Consider the following 17,599-nt stretch of genomic DNA (forward strand, 5'->3'; position numbering starts at 1 on the left):
CGACCGCAGACGACCGCAGGAACGGCTGCGCGGCGGCCCTGGTGTTGCCCGGGGCGCTTCGTGGTCGGTGCGCGGGGCACGGCGGACGGCACCGGCAGAAAGGCTGGTCGGGACACGGAAGGGCCCCGGACATAGGTGCGCGCCCCGATCGCCTGCCACGGGGGAAGCGGGCGATTGGGGCGCGCACCAAGGAGCTTAACCACCCTGGATCAGTGGCACAACGGGTGGTGTTAAGTCAGATTTCCGACCCACGCACCGCCGAGCACAACGGGCGTATGGGGCAGAGTGCTCGGACGGGTATCAGCCACCCGACCGAGCGGGCCCGGCCGGCCAACTGAACCGGCCCGAAGCGGGGCCGCCACCGCTCGTTCCCGGACAACCCGCACCGGCCCCGGCCGGTCAGCCGCTCCCGCCGATCGGCCCCGGGATGGATGTCACCCCGGACCGGTACGCTGCCGTACCGTCGCCGTCGGCAGTGAACAGCGTCGATGGTCGGTGTCCACGGGGGAAGATCCAGGCACCGCCGGGCGCGAAGTCGTTCGGCGACCGACGGTCGGTGTCCACGGGGGAGGTTCGGTGACGGGTGTCGAGCGGGTCGTCGCAGGCTGGGCCAGGATCGAGGAGTGGCTGGCCCAGCACGCCGTCGAGACGTACGGGTCGCTGCGGCCGCCCGCCGATCCGGCAGCGGTGGCGGACGCCGAACGGGCGATCGGGGTGACCTTCCCGGCCGACCTGTCCGCATCGCTGGCCCGGCACGACGGCTGTGCCGACGGGGCGGGCACGCTGGAGCTGGCCGGGTCGTACCAGCCAATGTCGGTGGAGCAGATCGTGCGGCGGTGGCGGAACACCGAAGAGGGGCTGCGCGAGTTCATGACCGACGACACGATGCGTGGCCACTACTGGCATCCCGAGTGGGTGCCGTTCGCCAAGACGAACTCGGTGGACATGCTCGTGCTGGACTGCCGCCCCGGCGGGTCGTACGGGGCGGTCGGAACGCACCTGAAGGGCGGCGGGACCAGTTTCGGCCGCTGGGCGTCGCTGGGCGACCTGCTGGCGGAGCTGGCGGACGCGCTGCACCGGGGGCGGCCGATGCGGTCCAGGCATCCGGTCGCCTTCGGCGGGCGGCTGCACTGGGAGACGGTCCGGGAGCAGCATCCGGCCCCCCGGTCGGTGTTCGCGCTGCCGGCCGAGGTCGGTCCGGCGGCAGCGGCCGGGACCACCGGGCGTTATCCGGCGCAGCCGCACCCGCCGCAGCCCGAGGCGGGCTGGGTCGGCGAGTTCGGCAACCTCTGCCTCAGCTTCGTGGCGGGCGTCGACGAAGCCGAGCTGTTCCGGCGGTACGGCGCCGAGCCGGCCCGTGCCGTACCCCGGGACCGGCTGGCGGCCGGAGACCTCGCCGAGACCTGGACCGAGGGCTACCGGCCGGTGGTCCGGGTCGGCCGGGCCGGCGCCTGGGCGTTCGCCGCCGAGGAGCGGGACGCGCAGGGCGCCCGCCCGGAGGTGTTGCGACGGCTTTCCGCCGGCACCCGGGCGGTGGCGGTGCACTACATCGGCACCGCCACCCGGTTCGCGCTGTACGAGGACGGCACGCTGGTCACCGGGTACGACACGCTCCGGCCGGAGCAGTCGACCGGCAGCCGGCCCGACCTCCTCGCACCGGCGCTACGGGCCGCCGGGCTGCTCCCGCCGCCGCCCGACCGTTACCCGGACGAGGACCTGCCGGCCCTGCTCGACGTGCTCCGGGCCGAACTGGGCATCGAACTGGACGTCACGACGCTGCTCGGGGCGCTGCCGAGCGCGCAGTATCAACCGCTGCTGCCCGCTCCGCCGGCCGAGGCCGCGCTGCCGGCCGTACTGGAGCCGACGATCGCCGGCCTGATCAGGTACGCCGACGAGCCGGACCTGCGGTCGGCGATGGTCGCACAGGCCCGCAGGCTCGCCGCCGAGACCGGGCTCGACGGCTATCCGGAGTTCTCCGCGGCGCTGGACCGGACGGCGACCGGCGCGCGCTGGCGGGTCGACGACGACTCGCCGCTCGGGCTGCGGATCCGCCGGATCGCGGTGGAGGCCCGGGCCGCGTACGCCCTCCGGGGCGACTACCAGGCGCGCGACCTGCTCACCGAGGCGGAGCGGGAGGCATGGGCGCGCCGGCAACGGGCCGCCGAGGCGATGCTCGGCGTCTTCGGCTCGCCGCCCCGGGTCGCCGTGTCGCATCTGCTCCGACACCGGCTGTCCCCGGACTGGCGTGCCGAGTTCGCCGCCGACCTGGGTCCGGTGCGGATACCGGACGGGGCGATCGAGGAACTGATCGCCGAGGAGGACCGGGCGCGAAGGGCGAACGCCGTCATCGCGCCCCTGGTGATCCGCCCACCGCGCCGCCGGCGGTGGCTCCACCGCTCCGGTGGTCCCGCCCTCCAGCCGCCGACCGCGATCCGGGCGGTCCCACCGGCCGGTCATCTCCCCATGCCACCCCGCCAGCTTCCACCACCGCCGCTTCCACCTGGCCAGCCTCCGCAACCGCCGGCACCGCCGGTCCTACCCCGCCAGCTTCCACCACCGCCGCTTCCACCTGGCCAGCCTCCGCAACCGCCGGCACCGCCGGTCCTACCCCGCCAGCTTCCACCACCGCCGCTTCCACCTGGCCAGCCTCGGCAACCGCCGAGGCTGCGGGGCCGGGACCGGCGCCCGCCTGCCGCCGGGCGGCTCCCCCGTTCGCGGGATGCCGACTCCGCCGATCATCAGGCCAACCCGCCGGAACGACCGGACATTGAAGTGACCGAATAGCGGTCCTGTCGGTAGTTGTCGTCGGTAGGCACACTGTTGCGGTGACCGGACCACTGCGTTCAGGATTCACCCCGACCCCGACCCGGCTTGTCGTGGTCGGCCTGGTGGCCGTACTCGGCCTCACCTCCTGCGACCTGGGCGGCGACGCGCCCGCCACCGGGCCGAGTTGGTCGGGCAGCGCAAGCCCGACCCCGGGCGGCGTGGGTGGCGCCGAACCCGCCGCGTTCACCGGCTGGTCGGATCCGGCCCTGGTCGGCAAGCCGTACGGCGACAAGGTGGACGGCCTGCTCACCTTCCGGGGCAATCCGACCCGGACGTACTACGGCACCGGGCCGATGCCCCGGACGACTCCGGCGCGGCAGTGGCAGTTCCCGCGCAGCGGTGGCCTGTGTGGGGAGTCGACCGACGAGAAGGGCACCCGGGTCTGGTGCGGTACGGGCTGGACCGGCCAACCCGCCGTCTTCGAGCGGGCCGGGCGGACCTGGGTGGTCTTCGGGGCGTACGACCACAAGATTCATTTCCTGGACGGCGAGACCGGCGAGCGGATCCTGCCGGACTTCCCGACCGGCGACATCATCAAGGGCTCGGTGACGATCGACCCGGACGGTTTCCCGCTGGTCTACTCCGGATCGCGGGACAACTACTACCGGGTGATCGCGATCGACCGGGGCAGGCCGACCGAGCTGTGGAAGCTGTCGGCGCGGGCGGTCTCGCCGACGATGTGGAACGACGACTTCGACGGTGCCGGCCTGATCCTCGACGACTACCTCTTCCTCGGCGGCGAGAACAGCCAGTTCCACATCGTCAAGCTCAACCGGAAGTACGCCGCCAACGGCAAGGTCACGGTCAAGCCGAAGCTGGTCTTCAACGCCCCCGGCTGGGACGCCCAACTCCTCCGCGACGTGGACGACCGGATGGTCTCGATCGAGAACTCGGTGGCGATCTCCGGCAACGTCGTCTACTTCGCCAACTCGGGCGGGCTGGTCCAGGGCTGGGACATCAGCGGCCTGAAGCAGGGGCGCAAGCCCAAGCGGGTGTTCCGGTTCTGGACCGGCGACGACACCGACGCCTCGATCGCGGTCGACGAGACCGGCGCGCTCTACGTCGGCTCGGAGTACGAGCGGGGCACCGCCCGGTCGAAGCAGGTCGGGCAGATGATGAAGCTCGACCCTAGGCGCAAGGGCAACCCGAGCGTCTGGCACGTCGACGACCACGCGCGCAAGCCGGCCGGCATCTGGGGCAGTCCCGCCCTGCACAAGGACATCGCGATCTTCGACACCCAGGGCGGCGAGGTACTCGGCGTCGATCGGGCGACCGGAGCCGTGCGGTGGCGGTTCGAGCTGCCCGGTCCGACCTGGCAGTCGCCGGTGGTGGTCGACGACGTACTGGTGATCGGGGACTGCAACGGCACGCTGCACGCGTACGACGTCGCCGACACCAGGGCCGCGCCGAAGCCACTCTGGAAGGTCAAGCTGGGCGGCTGCATCGAGTCGACTCCGGCGGTCTGGCGGGGGCGGATCTACGTCGGCACCCGGGCCGGCGCGTTCCACGCCATCTCGGCGCGCTGAGCCGGCCGGCGCCGCAGACCCTGCCGGGGTCTCCGGGTGGATCCGACGGCCACGGGAACCAGGGGTGAACGAGAGGAAAGAAACCTACACAGGTACTACCGCGCAGCGCAGGTATCTGCCAACCTGGCATCTATCTTTGCCTATGTCAGGAGGCCAATCATGTCGCTGCCTCGTCGCCTGGTCCCCCTGCTAGCCGCCATCACCGTCCCACTCGTCACCGCGCTCACCGTCGGTCTGGCCGCCGTACCCGCGCACGCGGCCGCGACCACCTACACCGCACTCGGCGACTCGTACGCCTCCGGCACCGGCACCCGGGAGTACTACCCGGACAGCGGCTCCTGCCAGCGCTCCCGGCACTCCTACCCGGTGCTCGACGCCGCCCGGCTCGGCGCCACGCTCAGCTTCCCGGCCTGCGCCGGAGCCACCACCTCCAGCGTGCTCAGCGGGCAACTCGGCAGCCTCAACCCGGCCACCAACTACGTCACGGTGCAGGCCGGCGGCAACGACATCGGCTGGTCATCGGTGATCGTGCAGTGCGCGCTGCCCTGGCCCACCACCTGCTGGTCCCAGATCGACAGCGCGGAGAACACCATCCGGAACACCCTGCCGGGCCGGCTCGACCAGCTCTACTCCCGGATCCGCAGCCTCGCCCCGAACGCCCGGGTCGCGGTGGTCGGATATCCGCGCCTCTTCAACGGCGAGGAGTGCAACATCATCGCCCGGATCTCCCCCGGTGAGCAGGCCGAGCTCAACGCCGCGGCGGACCTGCTGGCGACCACCATCGCCGCCCGGGCCGCCGCGCACGGGTTCGCCTTCGTCGACGCCCGGGGGCCGTTCACCGGGCACGCGGTCTGCGACGACGTCGAGTGGCTGAACGGCACCTCCAACCCGATCGGCGAGTCGTACCACCCGAACCGGGCCGGCCACGTCGGTTACGCCGGCATCGTCGAGACCGCCATCCGGGCCGCCGCCCGCAAGTCCTGACCCGCAGGGCCTGACCGGTACGTCCACGGCCCCGTCCGGTATCCGCCCGGGCGGGGCCGGCAGAGGTCCGGCGACGGCTTGCTCCCGCCGTACCCGTGGATTATTCGCAGGTCCAGCGGACGGCGGCGGTGGCGTCGTCCGGGCCGACCGAGACGAGCCCGCCGACCACCCGGCCGTCGTCGCTGACGCTCACCGCCGCCGGTCCCGCCCTGCCGGGTACGGCCCCGTCCGGCAGCGGCAGCAAGACCGGCCGCTCGCCGGCCAGTACCGCCGGGGTCTCGGCCCGGACGTACCCGTCGAGGTGGGTGACAGTACGGACCCGGGGCCAGTGCACGTAGAGCGTGGTGAAGGTCTGCTGGACAAGATCGTCGGCCCGGTGCGCGTCGCCACAGAGCAGGTACGCCAGCCGCCGCATCCTCGGCATCGCGGTCGTGACGAACTCGACGTACTCGTGCTCCCAGTCCGGCTGCATCCGGTCGACCCTCCCAGAGACGATTCCGGCACTGGGATGCTCGCCGGGCCGCGAATGGTTGTATCCGCGGTCGACAATTTCCCGGCACGGTCAGCAGTTCCCGGCAGGGCCAGCGGTTCCCGGCGCGCGGTCGGCCTCGCGTCGTGCGGCAGAGCCTCTCGCCCCGGCGCCGCTACTCGGTCATCCCGACCGGGTCGGAGCGGACGAACGCCATCGTCCAGCAGCCGTCGGCTTCCTGCTGGGGCCGCAACTCGTAGAGGTGGTCCACGCCGGGCGGCTCCGCAGGCCCGTCCGAGCTGCTGCTCAACACCCACCGTCGCGGCGGCCGGCCGCCGGGCGCGGCCGGCAGGTCCCGGGCGGTGCCGTCGGCCGGACCGCCCGCGAAGCGTACGGTGACCCACTCCACGTCCTCATGTTACGAGCGCGATCGCCCGCAGATGCGCCGGAACGAGCAGCCGGTCGCGGTCCACCGCCGGTTCGGCCGGGTGGACCGCGTTACCGACATGCCCACGGTCAGAGCAGCCGCAACCGCAGCCGGTTCCGGTCCGGTCCGGAGAACGGCCGTTTCCGACCCGGAACTGCCGCAGGTCCGACCGCCGGCTGTCCCCGCCCGCCCGAGGTACCGCGCCCGGTCGACGGCGGCTATCCCCCGCCCGCCCGGAGTACCTCGGCCAGTCGCCGACGGCGCCGGAATGCGAACTCGACCCGCAGCACCGCGACGACCGCCACCGGCAACGCGACGGCGAGCAGACCGATCTGCCACCACGGCAGCACCAGCGCCGGGTCGGCAGCCTGCAGGGTGAGCAGCCGCAGCGCGAGCGGACCGAGCGTCAGGCCGGCGAGCAGCACGCCGAGCAGCGGGCCGGCCACCGCGGCGACGGCCACCGGCGGCAGCAACTCGCCCGCGGCGACCCGGCGGGTGTCCCTCGACCGCAGGCCGAGCGTCCGCAGCCGGGTCAGCGTCTGCCACCGCTCCGACGCGCCGGCAGCCGCGCCGAGCGCCAGCCCGAGCAGCCCCATCGCCAGCAACATCGCCACCGAGGCCCAGCCCAGCCGCAGCATCCCCAGCGAGAGCGGCGCCGCGCGGCGCTGTGCCAACACGTCCTCGCGCACCACCACCTCAGCCGCGACGCTGGTGTCGGCGGCCGCCCGAGCAGCGCCGGGCCCGGCCACCCACACGGTGTTCGGAACGACCGGTACACCGGTGGCGGCGATCGCGGCGGCGTCGACGATGACCACGTCGTCCGCGTCGCCGACGGTTGGCGCCGCGCCGACCACGGCGAGTTGGACGGCCGGGCCGTCCTGCCGGCGGAGCTCCAACCGCGTGCCGGGCCGCAGCTCGCCGTCGGTGGAGCGCACCAGCGCCGGGACGGGACCGGGGCCGGCCGCCGTGAGCTTGTCGAGTTCCGGTCCGTCCGCCAGCGGGGTCGCGGCCAGGAGCCGCGCGAGAGCGACGGCGTCCACGATCACCAGACGGGGTGCGACGAGCGTCGAATCGGCGGCGATCGGCGCACCGTCGGTCACCTGCGCGGCCACCACCTGCCGCACCCCCTGCCCGGCGGCGATGCGCCGGGCGAGATCTGCCGTGGAGTCCTCGGCGGCCGGGCTGACGTCGAGCCGGACGTCGGCGCCGACGGTACGCCACGCGCCCGCCGCGAGGCCCCGGACGGTGGTGGCCTGGAGCGTGAGCGCGAACGACGCCAGCGCGACGGAGGTCACCAGGACCAGCAGTGGAAGCACCCGTGCCGACGTCGCTGCCGCCCGCGCGGCGCCGAACACCGCGAGCGGGTGGCGGGAGCGCAGGGAGCGCCACAGTGCAAGGCGGGTACCGACAGGCAGCAGCCGCAGCAGGACGAGCCCGCCGGTGAGCGCGCCAAGCGCGGGCGCGCTCGCCGGCAGTGTCACGCCATCGTGCTGGCCGGATTCCGGACCGGCCGGCGCGCCGGAGTGGACGGCCGGAAGGATTCCGCGCTGGTGCAGCGCGACGAAGGCGGCCACCGCGGCGGCCAGGACCGCAGCCTCCAGGGTGGCCCGGCGCAGTTGCCCGGTGCGGCGGACCCAGCGGCGTGCGGCCCGGTTGGCCGGGACGCGCCGGTCCCGGGTGGCCCGGGCGGCGGCGAGTGTGCCGAGAGCCGGGCCGGCGGCGGCCGCGGTGAGCACCACCGGGGTCGCCCAGCTCCAGGAGAGGCCCGGGGCGACCGCGCCGGCCAGCGCGAGCCCGGCCACGGCGGCCACCAGCGCCAGCACGGTGGACTCGAGCAGCAGTTCCGCGGCGAGGTCCGGCAGGGAGGCACCGCGCTGCCGGGCGGCGGCCAGCGCCGAGGCGCGGCGGCGGACCAGCAGCTCGGCAGCGAGCATCAGCACCAGTACCGCGACGGCCAGGACCCCGATGAGCAGTACGGACGCCTGCGCGGTCGCGGCGGCGATCTGGGTCCGGACGTCCCGTAGCACGGCATCGAGCCGCGTCTCCCAGCGCAGGGTGCCGTCTCGGACCCCGGAGGAGCCGGAGGACGCCTTGAGGGCGACCACGGTCGCCGCGATGCTGCCCGCCGAGTCCTGGGTGAGCGACTCGGGGTCGGGGCTGAACCAGAGGCTGCGCTGCAGTTCGTCGTCCTCGAAGGCGAGCCGGGCGTCGGGCAGGGAGTCGGCGGAGAGCAGCCCGGCGAGCCGAGTGCTGCCCACGCCGTCCACGCCGGGAACGGGTCGCAACAGCCACGGTGCGAGTCGCCAGGCCGGATCGTCGCTGTCCGCCGCCTCGAAGACACCGCTCACCTGGACGTACTTCTCGTTGTTGTGCTGGTCCACGAGCGGGATGCGGTCGCCGGGGCCCAGGCCGAGCGCTTCGGCGTCCGCCTTCGACAGGCCGACCTGCGCCGGCCAGGGCGGTCCGCCGTACGGGACCTCGACCCGGCTGTCCGCCTCCGGAACCGACGGCCGGGGGGCACCGCCGGCGATCCAGGTGACGTCCGGGCCCCCACCGGCCGCCGGATCGTTCCCGAGGTAGCTGAGCTGGAAGGTGCGTTGCACGCTGCCGTCAGTGATCTTGAGTGTGCTGCTGGTGACGCCGGCGATGGACGGGCGCAGCGCGGCCGCCAGATCGGGTCCGAGTTCGTCCCGGGCCATCCTGTGCAGGTCGCCGACGGCCTCGGCCAGGTACGGGTCGCGGACGCGTCCGCCGCGCGGTCCGGCGTCCGGCTCCCAACGGGCATGCACCCGGATCGCCGCGTCGTCGCCGGCGCGGCGTACCGCCTGCTGGACGGCGTCGTCGGCGGTGGCCCGGATCAGCGGCGGCACCGCACCGGCGAACAGGACGACGACCGCGACGACGACCGTTGTCAACAGCAGCGGCCCGGCATCGGCCCGAGGGCGGCTGCGGACAGTCGGCCAGTGCAGCGCGGGCCACCAGTGCACAGCGGGTCGCCAGTGCACAGCGGGTCGCCAGTGCACAGCGGGTCGCCAGTGCGCCGAGGGTCGCCGAAGCCGGATCACGAACTCACCCGCAGGTACGCGGCCTCGGCACGCCGGGTCCGGACGGTGACCACGACCGCCACCGCGAGCACGCAACCGGCCAGCAGCAGGCCGAGCAGGGCCGCCTCGGCCGCCCACGGCCAGTACGGCACGACGGGCGGGACCGGCGCGGCACCGGCGTCGGACCGGATCAGCGGGGGCGCGACGACGAGCGTGGCGAGCCCGCCGACGGCCGCACCCGCGATCAGCAGCGGCAGCAGGAGGCCGGCGTACTGGCCGAACAGCACCACTCGGACCTCGCGCCGGGTCATTCCCAGCCCTCGCAGCCGGGCCACCTCGACCCTGCGGGCCCGCAGGTCGACGAGCACGTGCAGGACGACACCGGCGATCAGCAGCAACGCGGCGGCGGGGACGAGCAGCCGGAGCGCGGCCGGCGGCCCGGCACGCAACGGCCCGGCACGCAGGCGCTCGGCCTCAGCGGCACGGGTGGTGACCTGACCGAGGTGCAGGGCTGCGGCGTGTACGGCGGCGTCCGCCCGGTCGGGGTGGCCGACCCACCAGCCGTCCACGGGATACTCGAGGTTGCCGGTGACCACCAGGGCACGGGAGACCGCGTCCAGGTCGGCCAGGATGGCGGCGGCACCGGGGGCGGACGGGACGTGCGGCACCACGTCGGCGACGACGACGGAGACGGCCGAGACGCCGACGCCGATGCTGAGCGGGGAGCCGCGGTGCACCCCGAGTTCGTCGAGGAGGCGGGCCGAGACGGCCACGGGTATCGGTCCGGGCGCGGGGAAGGCGGTCGCGACGAGGTCGCGGGCGGCGATCTGAGCGCCGCTGAACTGGACAGCCGTCGTCATCCTCAACTCGATACCCGAGGCGGTAGCGGCGAGCGCGACGGCCGAATCCGTGAGCTGTTCGGGTGCGGGCGGGGCGGAGGTGGCCGTCCACGGCGGTGCGCCGTTCCGGGCCGCCGACGCCCCGGGAGCCGTCAGCGTCACGGCGACGTGGCTGCGCTCGGGACCGGCCGGTCCGGCGGACGGGTCGGCCGCGATCGGCAGGGAGATCGCGACCAGTTCCAGACCGTCGGCCGGCACGCACTCCGGTAGCCGGTGCAGCGCGCCGTCGAGCGGGACGAGCTCGCCGGTGCAGGTCGTCCGCAGGCCCGTGGCGTCCTGAAACACCAGCCTGGGGGTCACCACGACCGGGGTCGAACCGGTCGCGGTACCGGTCACGGCGAGGGCGGTACCGGCCGGGACGGCGACCCCGACGGCGCGGGACGGCGGCGCCAGTGCGGCGCCCACCTCCGCCCAGCTACGGTCGCCGTCCAGCCGCCCACGCAGCAGCGCCCCGGCCCGGCCGGTGTCCACGGCCACCAGCCGGGGCGCGTCGCCGGCCGTGCCGAGCCACTGGCCAATGGCGACGCCGCGCTCGGCGGCCGGGCTCACCGCTCCCCCGGTCGCCCCGCTGACCGCCGCGCCCTGGCCGGCGACCGGCGGAGCCGTCAACGCGATCGCCAGATCGGTGCCGACCGAGAGGTCGGCCTGGTCGTACTGCGACCGTTCCCAGGTGGCGCCGAAGGCCACCCCGAAGGTGCCGGCTCCGCAGGCGAGGCTGATCAGCAGGCCGGCGGCGACCGCCTGGGGTCGGCGGGCGGCCTCGAACGCGGCAAGCGGAAGCGCCAGTCCCCGGGCGCGACGGGCCAGCCGCTCGGCACCGTGCAACGCGGGCGGCACCAGGCGCAGGGCCAGCGCGGCGCCGGCGGCCAGCAGCAGCGTGGGCGCGATCACCCGGGCGGCGTCGATCCGGCTGTCGGCGACGGTGGCCTGGGCATGCAGCTGCCAGAGCCCGACCGCGCCGAACGCCACGAGCAGGACATCGGCTCCGGACCGGGCGAGCAGCCCGCGCGGGTCGGGTCGGCCGCCGGCCACGGAGACCGGCCGGGCGGCGAGGGCCACGAGTACCGCCGCGAGCACCAGTACGCCGCCGGCGATGACGAGCACCTGCGGGGCGGTCACCCCCGGTGGCCCGGCAAGGCCGGCACCCGCCAGCGGTGGTAGCCGGGTCAGACCGGAATGCAGCAGGGACGAGGCGGGGACCGCGAGCGCGGCGGCGAGCAGCGCGAGCGTACCGCCCTCGACAGCCGCCGCGGCGGCGAGCCGGCCACGACCGAAGCCGAGTGTCGACAGCAGGCCGGTCTCCTCGGCGCGGATTCCGGCAGCGAGCCGTCCGGCGAGGGCCAGGGCGGCCGCGGTCAGGACACCGCCGAGCAGGGCGACGGCGAGCACCGTGGCGGCGGCGACCCGCTGCTGTTCACGGGCGGCCAGCAGCGTCTGCGGCAGCCGCGAGTCGAGGTTCTCGATCCGCACCCGGTCGCCGAGGATCCCGGCCAGCCGGCGGTCGGCGCCGCGTACGGCCCCGGCGACGGTTTCCAGGTCGTGGCGGGCGGCACTGGAGAGGTCCGGTCGGGCGGTGATCTCCATCCGGTCGATGGTGTGGCCGCCGGAGAGCAGGTCGGCGAGATCGACGACGACCGGACCGTAGGCGTGCACCAACTGCTGTTGGCGCCCGTCGCTGAAGGCGAGATCGTAGCCGGCCCCGCCGAGCGGATCGCGGTCCCACCCGGTGCCGGGCAGCGGGCGTACGACGCCGACCACGGTCACGTCGACCGCCGGGGCGGGCTCGTCGTTCAACTCCGCGCCGAGCCGGATGCGGCTGCCGAGGCCGAGATCGAGCCGCCGCGCGGTGGGTTCGAGCAGCACGGCCTCCAGCGACGTGGCCCCGCCGGCGGCCCGTGGCCAGCGTCCGTCGACCAGCGCGGCGCGGGCCGGCAGGTCGTCCATTGCCGACAGGTACGTCTCGGTCAGGACGTCGCTGGGTCCGGCCAGCTTCTCCGGCAGGGTGCGGAACGCGGACGACGCCCGGGTGGCCGTCGTCGCGGAGAACGGGGCGAGGGTCGAGGTCAGCAGTTCGCGGGTGTCGGCGGCCACGGAGCTGGCGTGGGTGCCCCGCACGGTGACGGTGTAGGCGGTGACACCGACGTCGCCGGGGGCGGCCCGGGCCGCGGCGACCTCGAACGCCCGATCGGCGGTACCGGTCACCAGCAGGGCGCAGGTGCCGAGCAGGGTCGCGCCGAGCGCGACGACTGCCAGCAGAGCCGCGAGCAGCGGCCACTGGGCGCGGGCACGGAGCCCGAGCAGCCTCAGCATCGGCCGCCCCGGGCCGTCACCGGGATGCCGGCCCGTCGGGCTCGTCGTCGAGCCGGCCGTCCTGGATCCGGATCACCCGGTCCGCCAGCGCCATCATCACCGGGTCGTGCGTGGAGACCAGTGCCGTGACACCCTCGGACTCCACCACGGCACGCAGCAACGACATCACCGACAGGCCCGTCTCGGCGTCCAGTTGCCCGGTCGGCTCGTCGGCGATCAGCAGCCGTGGTGACGCGGCCAGGGCCCGGGCGATCGCCACCCGCTGCTGCTGGCCGCCGGAGAGTTCGCCGGGACGCTGCTGGGCGTGGTCAGCCAGACCCACCAGTTCCAGCAGCAGCTCGACCCGGCGCTCGCGCTCCGCCACCGGGGTACGGGCCAGCCGCAGCGGTGCGCCGACGTTCTCCGCGGCCGACAGCACCGGGATCAGTCCGAACGTCTGGAACACGTAGCCGACCGTCGCGCGTCGTAGCCGGGAGAGGCCGTCCTCGTCGAGGGCGGTCACCTCGGTGCCGTCGACGACGACGGTCCCGGAGTCCGGCCGGTCCAGCCCGCCGACGATGTTGAGCAGGGTGGTCTTGCCGGAGCCGGAGCGGCCGACCAGGGCGACCATCGTGCCGGCGTCGACGTCGAGCGACACGTCCCGTAGCGCGTGTACGACCCTCGGCTCGACACCGAAGCTCCGCCGGACGCCGCGTACGGTGACCAGCGGGTCGGCGCTCACGCGGGCTCGGCGAGGTCGGGGCGGATCGCGACGTGGTCAGCCTCCAGGGCGAGCCGGACCCGCCTGGTCAACGCCAGCGCCTCACGGTACTCGCGGGGCACCTGGACCCGCCCGGCACGATCCATCACGGCGTACTCCTCGGCGACCACCCGCACGTCGCCGTCGGCGCCGGTCGCCGCACGGCGCAACACCTCGCTGCTGGTACGCCCGTCGCGGATCGCCACTGTCCGCTCGACCTTGCCGCTGACCTCGGGATCGTGGGTCACGACGACGACGGTGACGCCGAGCTGAAGGTTGACGTCCCGCAGCGCCCCGAAGACCTCCGCCGAGGTGGTGGTGTCCAGCTCGCCGGTCGGCTCGTCGGCCAGCAACACCCGAGGCTGGTTGGCGAGGGCGACCGCGACGGCGACCCGCATCTGCTGCCCGCCCGACATCTGCGCGGGACGCCGGTCGGCGCAGTCGGCGACGCCGAGGGCCTCCAGCAGTTCGGCGGCGCGGGCGCGGCGGGTACCGGCCGGGGTGCGGGCCGCGGTCATCGGCAGGTCGACCATCTGCCGCGCGGTCAGGTAGGGCACGAGATTGCTCGTACTCTGCTGCCGGACGAACCCGACGGTGTGCCGCCGGTAGCGGACGCGTTCGGCCCGGGACATCGCCAGCAGGTCCCACCGGTCGACGCGGGCCCGCCCGGCGGTGGGGGCGTCGACTCCGGCGAGGATGGAGAGCAGCGTCGACTTGCCCGACCCGGAGGCCCCGACGACGGCGACCATCTCGCCGCTTTCCACGACGAGGTCCAGCCCCTGCAATGCCTGCACCTCGATCGACCCGGTCTGGTAGATCCGGACCAGGCTCTCGCAGACGATCAGCGCGTCCCGGCCGAACTCCACCGCTCGGCGCGGTGTTGGCTGCGGGAGAGACAGCGGTGTGATGGCGATTCCTCTCCTTCGGCCCGCGTCGCGCAGACTGTAGCCATGGAGATCCAGGGCCGTCAACGGCTGGCTGCCTGGCGGTGCCGACCTCCCCGGACCGCTCGCCGGGCGGACCGAGCACGATCAACTGCGTGATTCGGCACCGGAACGGTGCCCACGAGGCGGAGCCGGTGTCCGACCGGCACAGGTCGGCCGCGCATGACGACTTCAGGCTACTTCCTGCCGGGAGTGACCAGTCCCGTCTCGTACGCCAGGACAACGGCTTGGACCCGGTCGCGCAGGTCCAGCTTCTGCAGGATCCGGCTCACGTGGGTCTTCGTGGTCTGCTCGGCGATGTACAGCACGGCCGAGATCTCGGCGTTCGACAGGCCGAGCGCGATCTGCCGCAACACCTCGCGCTCCCGGTCGGTGAGGATGTTGAGGACGGTGGCTGACACCGACGGGTCGGGACGGGCGGTGACGAAGTTCTCGACCAGGCGTCGGGTGATGGAGGGCGCGAGCAAGGCTTCCCCGGCGGCCACCACCCGGACGGCCCGCACCAACTCCTCCGGCTCGCTGTCCTTGAGCAGGAAGCCACTCGCGCCGATCCGCAACGCCTCGTAGATGTAGTCGTCCAGATCGAACGTGGTGAGCATCAGCACGCGCGCGGGATGCGGGCCGGCCAGGATCTCCCGCGCTGCCGCCAGACCGTCGAGCACCGGCATCCGCACGTCCATCAGGACGATGTCGGGCAGCAGGCGCCGTGCCCGGTCGACGCCGACCCGTCCGTTCTCCGCCTCGCCGACGACCGTGACGCCCTGCTGAGCCCCGAGGATCGCCCGGATGCCCGCACGGATCATCGCCTGGTCGTCGACGATGAGGACGCGGATCACCCGGTTCCTCCGATCGGTAGTCGCGCCGCCACCCGATAGCCTCCCTCGGACCGCGCGGCGGTGTGCAAGGTTCCGCCGAGCAGCCGTACGCGCTCGCCCATGCCGTACAGCCCGTGACCGCCTTCACCGGATGTCGGGGCGTCGCGCACCGAACTCTCGTTGACTATTTCGAGGTGCAACGCGTCGCGTACCTGTCCTATCGTGACCGTCGTACGAGCTCCGGGGGCATGCCGGATCACGTTGCTCAACGACTCCTGGACGATCCGGTACGCCGCCGCGCCCACCGTCTCCGGCAGGTCGGGCACCGACCCACGCACCTCCACCGGCACCCCGGCCCGACGCGCCGACCGCACGAGGTCGTCCAACTGGTCCAGGCGCGGCACCGGGGCAAGCGTCGGATCCGCGCTCTCCTCGCGCAGTACCGTCAACAGTTGCCGCATCTCGCGGATCGCCGAACGTGCCCCGTCCGCGATGCGGACGAACTCGGCCTTCGCCTCCGAGTCGACGTTCGGCAGCCGGTACGACGCCGACGTGGCCTGCATGTGAATCACCGACATGCTGTGCGCCACCACGTCGTGCAGCTCGCGCGCGATCCGGGTCCGTTCGATCGCCACCGCCCGCCGACTCTGCTCCGCCGCTATGTCGCGCCGGGCGTCCGCGAGCTGCCGCTGGATCGTCGCGCCATGCCGCACCACGATCGCGGCGATCAGCATCAACGCCGAGTTCGTGGCGTAGACGACCAATGTCGTGTCGGCGGCGTCGATGCTGTGACTGCGCGGGTCCAGCACCACCCGCAGGATGCACAGCAACAAGCTTCCCCACCACAGCGCCAGCACCGGCTGCCAGCCGTGACGCACGCCGATGAGCCCGATGTGGGCGATCAGCCCGATCATGCCCGGAACGGTGAGCGGCCACGTCGGTACCTCGGTGACCGGTATGAAGGCCGACAGGGTGCCGAGCGCGGCGAGTTGCAGTACGGTCGCGGCCACCGGGCGCACGAGCAGCAGTGGGAGCGCGGCGGACTGGGCGGTGACGGTCACGAAGGTGAGCACGACCGGAGTGCCGTAGGTGGAGACGTCGACCGGCAGGCTGACGACCAGGAGCACCAACGCCACGGCGCCGGTGCCGAGCCACCAGAATATTCCGAGCTCCTTGGCCGGCACGGGCCGAACGATACCGGTCGGGTCGTGCCCGGGGCGTCACCCCACAGAGGTATGCCGGCCGATACACCGGGGTGACGCCCGACCGCAAACCGCAGGCTCATCCTTCGACTCATGGATGTCGTGCGGCAAGGGGCTCGGGCGCCGGCGGAGAACGGTCGCGCCTGGCGGCGAGTGTGGACGACGTGCTTGCCGATGGCGGTCGTGGCGGTACTCCACGCGGCGCTCGGTGACGCCGGCCCGGCCTCCGCCGACGGTCCGGCGGTCGGTGCCGACATCCACCTGGCGCAGACGATGGCCGGCCGGGACCTGACCGTGATCGTTCGCCGGACGGACCGGCCACCGGCGCCGCTGCGGGTCGACGTGGTGACGCACGCGGGTTCGCCCGCGGGGCGGCTGGCACTGCGCGCGAGCACCGCGGGAGGGTGGTTCGCGCCATGGGCCACCAGGGTGTACGCGAACGCGACCGGCCTGCCGCTCCGCGACTACACCGAAGGCGTTTCGCAGCACGCCGCGAGGATTCCGATGCTGCTGGTCGTGTTCGGCGTGCTCGTGGCGGTTCTGCGGCGGCAGCCTGCCTGGCTCGTCGGTGGGATCGGGGGTGCGGTCCTCGGCGTCGCCGCCCCGCTTCAGCAGGCGTGGCTGTACGGTCTCGACCGGCCGGCGGCCGCCGACGTCATAGTCGTGGCGACCGCCGCGGCGCTCCTCGCCGCCCTGGCCGGGTTCCTCGGTGCGCGCTGCGCCGAGATCCTGCGACACGTCATGCGGCAGGAGGCGAGTCATGCGTAGATCCCTCGTGGTACTGGTGACCGCGCTCGGCCTGCTGCTCGGCTGGGTGGTGCCGGCTTCGGCGTACCAGCCGGTCAGGGTCGTGCACGCCGAACGGGTCCAGGCCGGCCCCTACGGTGTCACGGTCGGCTTCAGCACCTGGCCGGTACGCGCGATGCGATCGCTGGACTTCACCTTCGCTCCGGATGGCGGGATCGCCGGCAAGTCCGGGGTGCTGGAACTCATCGGCCCGGACGCCCACTACACCGTCCCGCTGGCTCGACACCCGCGCAAACGCGAGGTGTGGGGACTCGACACGGAGAGCCTGCGGTTCGCCGGCAACTGGACCATGCGGTTCACCGTCGACGGACCGGCGGGGAAGGGCGTCGGCGAGTTCCGCCACCTCGATGTGCTGGAGCAGCCCGGCCCACCGTTCGCCCTGAGCTGGTCGGTGAGCACGCTGCCGCTGCTCTGCCTGATCGCGCTGATCGTGGTGGCCTGGCGCCGCACGCGCACGAAGGTGCGCGCGGTGGCCGCCTGACCACCTTCGTGCGCGGGCCGCCGGCCCGGGTGCCGCACTCCCCCGAACCGCGGCCGGCCCGACATCCCCCGTTCGGGCCGGCCGCCCGTGGGTCCGCTCCGCCCGGGCCGAGGATCGCCGCCGTTT

The 17,599-nt window shown here is 73.8% G+C and carries 13 protein-coding genes; 5 read left to right on the plus strand and 8 right to left on the minus strand.

Annotated elements, in window-relative coordinates:
* Positions 1–576: 576 nt before the first annotated feature.
* From R6Y94_RS21885 to R6Y94_RS21895, 3 genes are all read left to right on the plus strand, one after another.
* Complete coding sequence (locus R6Y94_RS21885; RefSeq protein WP_318397734.1) at positions 577–2,784, plus strand: DUF6461 domain-containing protein; 2,208 nt, start codon at positions 577–579, stop codon at positions 2,782–2,784.
* 41 nt (positions 2,785–2,825) lie between these two features.
* A complete protein-coding gene (locus R6Y94_RS21890; protein ID WP_318397735.1) occupies positions 2,826–4,352 on the plus strand; it encodes a PQQ-binding-like beta-propeller repeat protein in 1,527 nt (508 codons plus the stop codon).
* A gap of 159 nt (positions 4,353–4,511) precedes the next feature.
* Positions 4,512–5,336, plus strand: coding sequence for an SGNH/GDSL hydrolase family protein (locus R6Y94_RS21895; protein ID WP_318397736.1), 825 nt, complete (start codon positions 4,512–4,514; stop codon positions 5,334–5,336).
* A gap of 100 nt (positions 5,337–5,436) precedes the next feature.
* Here R6Y94_RS21895 and R6Y94_RS21900 read toward each other — a convergent pair whose 3' ends face one another.
* From R6Y94_RS21900 to R6Y94_RS21935, 8 genes are all read right to left on the minus strand, one after another.
* On the minus strand, positions 5,437–5,808 hold the full coding sequence (locus R6Y94_RS21900) for a sigma factor (protein WP_318397737.1): 372 nt from the start codon (positions 5,806–5,808) through the stop codon (positions 5,437–5,439).
* Positions 5,809–5,980: 172 nt separating this feature from the next.
* Complete coding sequence (locus tag R6Y94_RS21905; protein WP_318397738.1) at positions 5,981–6,214, minus strand: hypothetical protein; 234 nt, start codon at positions 6,212–6,214, stop codon at positions 5,981–5,983.
* 236 nt (positions 6,215–6,450) lie between these two features.
* Entirely contained in the window at positions 6,451–9,219 is a 2,769-nt protein-coding gene (locus tag R6Y94_RS21910) for an FtsX-like permease family protein (RefSeq protein WP_318397739.1), read from the minus strand.
* 74 nt (positions 9,220–9,293) lie between these two features.
* Complete coding sequence (locus R6Y94_RS21915) at positions 9,294–12,485, minus strand: FtsX-like permease family protein (RefSeq protein ID WP_318397740.1); 3,192 nt, start codon at positions 12,483–12,485, stop codon at positions 9,294–9,296.
* A 16-nt stretch (positions 12,486–12,501) separates the two neighbouring features.
* Positions 12,502–13,206: an ABC transporter ATP-binding protein gene (locus R6Y94_RS21920; protein ID WP_318397741.1), complete on the minus strand. Its 705-nt coding sequence runs from the start codon at positions 13,204–13,206 to the stop codon at positions 12,502–12,504.
* Positions 13,203–14,123 carry an ABC transporter ATP-binding protein gene (locus R6Y94_RS21925; protein WP_318397766.1) on the minus strand — a complete coding sequence of 307 codons (921 nt, stop codon included), beginning with the start codon at positions 14,121–14,123 and terminating at the stop codon, positions 13,203–13,205. The genes R6Y94_RS21920 and R6Y94_RS21925 overlap by 4 nt, the downstream gene beginning before the upstream one ends.
* Positions 14,124–14,344: 221 nt before the next feature.
* Positions 14,345–15,004, minus strand: a complete 660-nt coding sequence (locus tag R6Y94_RS21930) for a response regulator transcription factor (RefSeq protein ID WP_318397742.1) — start codon at positions 15,002–15,004, stop codon at positions 14,345–14,347.
* Entirely contained in the window at positions 15,001–16,167 is a 1,167-nt protein-coding gene (locus R6Y94_RS21935; RefSeq protein ID WP_318397743.1) for a sensor histidine kinase, read from the minus strand. The genes R6Y94_RS21930 and R6Y94_RS21935 overlap by 4 nt, the downstream gene beginning before the upstream one ends.
* 192 nt (positions 16,168–16,359) lie before the next feature.
* On the opposite strand from R6Y94_RS21935, the gene R6Y94_RS21940 reads away from it, so the two are divergent.
* Both R6Y94_RS21940 and R6Y94_RS21945 read left to right on the plus strand, forming a co-directional pair.
* On the plus strand, positions 16,360–16,953 hold the full coding sequence (locus R6Y94_RS21940; RefSeq protein ID WP_318397744.1) for a hypothetical protein: 594 nt from the start codon (positions 16,360–16,362) through the stop codon (positions 16,951–16,953).
* A complete protein-coding gene (locus R6Y94_RS21945; protein WP_318397745.1) occupies positions 16,946–17,473 on the plus strand; it encodes a hypothetical protein in 528 nt (175 codons plus the stop codon). Before R6Y94_RS21940 ends, R6Y94_RS21945 begins: the two co-directional genes overlap by 8 nt.
* The last annotated feature ends 126 nt before the right edge of the window (positions 17,474–17,599 follow it).

It is taken from the genome of Plantactinospora sp. KLBMP9567, from assembly GCF_033446045.1.
GTDB lineage: Bacteria > Actinomycetota > Actinomycetes > Mycobacteriales > Micromonosporaceae > Plantactinospora.